Origin of the sequence: Natroniella acetigena (assembly GCF_023227745.1) — a bacterium.
In the GTDB taxonomy this organism is placed as follows: Bacteria; Bacillota; Halanaerobiia; order Halobacteroidales; family Halobacteroidaceae; genus Natroniella; species Natroniella acetigena.
Genome location: NZ_JALKBX010000104.1, coordinates 1 through 2,413, shown reverse-complemented (window position 1 = coordinate 2,413; position 2,413 = coordinate 1). Strand labels below are relative to the sequence as shown.

Genomic DNA, 2,413 nt, shown 5'->3' with positions numbered 1-2,413 from the left:
TAGAAGCTCAGAAAAAATCTTTCAGAACGAGAAATCTCCCTCATAGTTCTAAGCAAAAGTTACACATAATTGTAATTTAATTTTAAAATTAAATCTTTTTAACAAGGAAATTAGATCTTGATGTTGAAGTTCAATAATAGTTAATATTTTCACTCACTATGAGGAGGAATAAAAAATGAAAAAAATATATATCGACCCAGTATTTGAAGCTACCCATAAAGTTTTACAACAAATGCTTGGTACAGAAGCTGAAAAAGGAAGTTTGATGACTCAAGAAAATGGTTTTGTAGGACAAGATGTTAATATTTCAATCGGAGTTACTGGGAATTTATCAGGTTTTATCTATCTTAGTATGGAAGAGGATACTGCTTTAAATGTAGCCAGTAAAATGTGTGGTATGGAAGTTGATCAGTTAGATGACTTCGTCAACTCTGCATTAGGAGAGCTAGCAAATATTATTACAGGAAATTCGGCAACAAAGCTCTCTAATATGGGATATCAGTGTGATATTACCCCACCTTCAGTTGTAGTTGGAAAAGAAATACAGATTTCAACTGAACAAAAGGAATTTTTGGCCCTTCCTTTAAAAACAGGTATCGGAGAGTTTGAAATTAATTTATCATTACAAGAAGATTAAAAAATACATAATCTAAGGCTGAGTCTAAGATTAAGCAAACTATTAAAAACCTTAAAAAAGTTATCCACAACCTTTAAAAAGCATAATTCCCTAGCCAATAAAATTTTAAAATCAATCAAAATAACACGAATTGTAAATTTCAATCCGTGTTGTTTTTAATTATTAAATTTCATTAGCCTCTTTTGATCTTACTAATTACCAGCAACTAATCAATAATTTCATGAATTAATGGATTCTGTTCAGATTTTTCTGCTCCCATCTGATAAGCAGTCAGTAATTTTTCTTTAGCTTCTGCTAAATTTTGCTCATCATTATAATGTAAGACAGCTAAAGTATCCCCTTCTTTTATCTCAGCTCCTACTTTGCTAGTCAGTTCTACTCCTACTGCTAAATCTATCTCTGATTCCTTAGTCTCTCTACCTGCTCCTAGCAACATAGCAGCAACTCCTACCCTTTCTGCTGCAATTTTTTCTACATAGCCAGAACTTTCTGCTTTAACCTCCACACTACTTTCAGCTTGTGGTAATAAGTCAAGATTATTTACTACCTCTCCATTACCACCTTGATTTTCAATCATCTCTTTTAATTTAACTAAAGCTGAACCATTATTAATAGCTTCTTCCAACATTGTACGAGCTGCTTCCTTATCTTCTGCAACTCCTGCTAACAGCAGCATCTGCACTCCTAAGGTTAATGATAACTCTGTTAAATCAGTTGGCCCTTCTCCTTTAAGAGTCTTAATTGCTTCTGCTACTTCTAAAGCATTTCCAACAGCTAAACCGAGTGGCTGATCCATATCAGAAACAACTGCAATGGTATCCCTTCCTACCTCTTTTCCTATACTGACCATTGTCCTTGCCAACTCTACAGAATCTTCATAAATTTTCATAAATGCTCCATCGCCAACCTTAACATCCAATACAATTCCATCTGCTCCAGAAGCTATCTTTTTACTCATAATACTACTAGCAATCAAAGGAATTGAATCAACTGTTGCAGTCACATCACGCAAAGCATATAATTTTTTATCTGCCGGGGCCAAATTGTCAGTCTGACCAGCTATAGCTACCCCTTGTTGATTAACACTCTCTATAAACTCATCTCGACTTAAGCCTGTCTGAAAGCCAGAGATAGCCTCTAATTTGTCAATTGTTCCTCCAGTATGTCCTAATCCTCGCCCGGACATCTTAGCAACAGGAGCACCACAAGCAGCTACAAGCGGGGCCAACACCAAAGTGGTTGTATCACCTACCCCTCCTGTACTATGCTTGTCTACCTTAACCCCTTCAATTGGACTTAAGTCGATCATATCACCTGATTGAGCCATCACCTCTGTCAACTTAGCTGTCTCTTGACTATCCATTCCTTGTAGAAAAACTGCCATTGCCCAGGCTGACATTTGATAATCTGGAACTTCTCCAGCAGCATAACCTTCAATTAAAAATTCAATCTCCTCTGCAGTCAACTTCTCTCCATCCCGTTTATTTTTAATTACATCATAAGCACGCATTAAAATCCCCCTCCTTTAAAAACATTTAATACTTAATACTTAATATTTAATAATTAATAATTAATAGTTTAAATTCAAAACCACTAAAATATACTTTTAAAATCAGTGTACAGATAATAGTGAATAATTAATAGTTAAACCCTTTAAAGTTTAAAAAATAAAACCAATTATACCTATCATATAAAGCAACTTGCTTTTTATTGATATATAGTTTCACTTTTAAAATTAAAATCTGCAACCAATAAACTTCAAAATCAGTTGCGAGA

At 34.3% G+C, this 2,413-nt stretch carries 2 protein-coding genes; one reads left to right on the top strand and one right to left on the bottom strand.

From position 1 onward, the window contains the following. Nucleotides 1–175: 175 nt before the first annotated feature. Nucleotides 176–637 carry a chemotaxis protein CheX gene (locus tag MWH25_RS12700; protein WP_248628024.1) on the top strand — a complete coding sequence of 154 codons (462 nt, stop codon included), beginning with the start codon at nt 176–178 and terminating at the stop codon, nt 635–637. A gap of 205 nt (nt 638–842) precedes the next feature. Here the strand turns inward: MWH25_RS12700 and MWH25_RS12695 are convergent, their stop codons facing one another. Then, nucleotides 843–2,147 carry a pyrimidine-nucleoside phosphorylase gene (locus MWH25_RS12695; RefSeq protein ID WP_248628023.1) on the bottom strand — a complete coding sequence of 435 codons (1,305 nt, stop codon included), beginning with the start codon at nt 2,145–2,147 and terminating at the stop codon, nt 843–845. Nucleotides 2,148–2,413 lie beyond the last annotated feature (266 nt).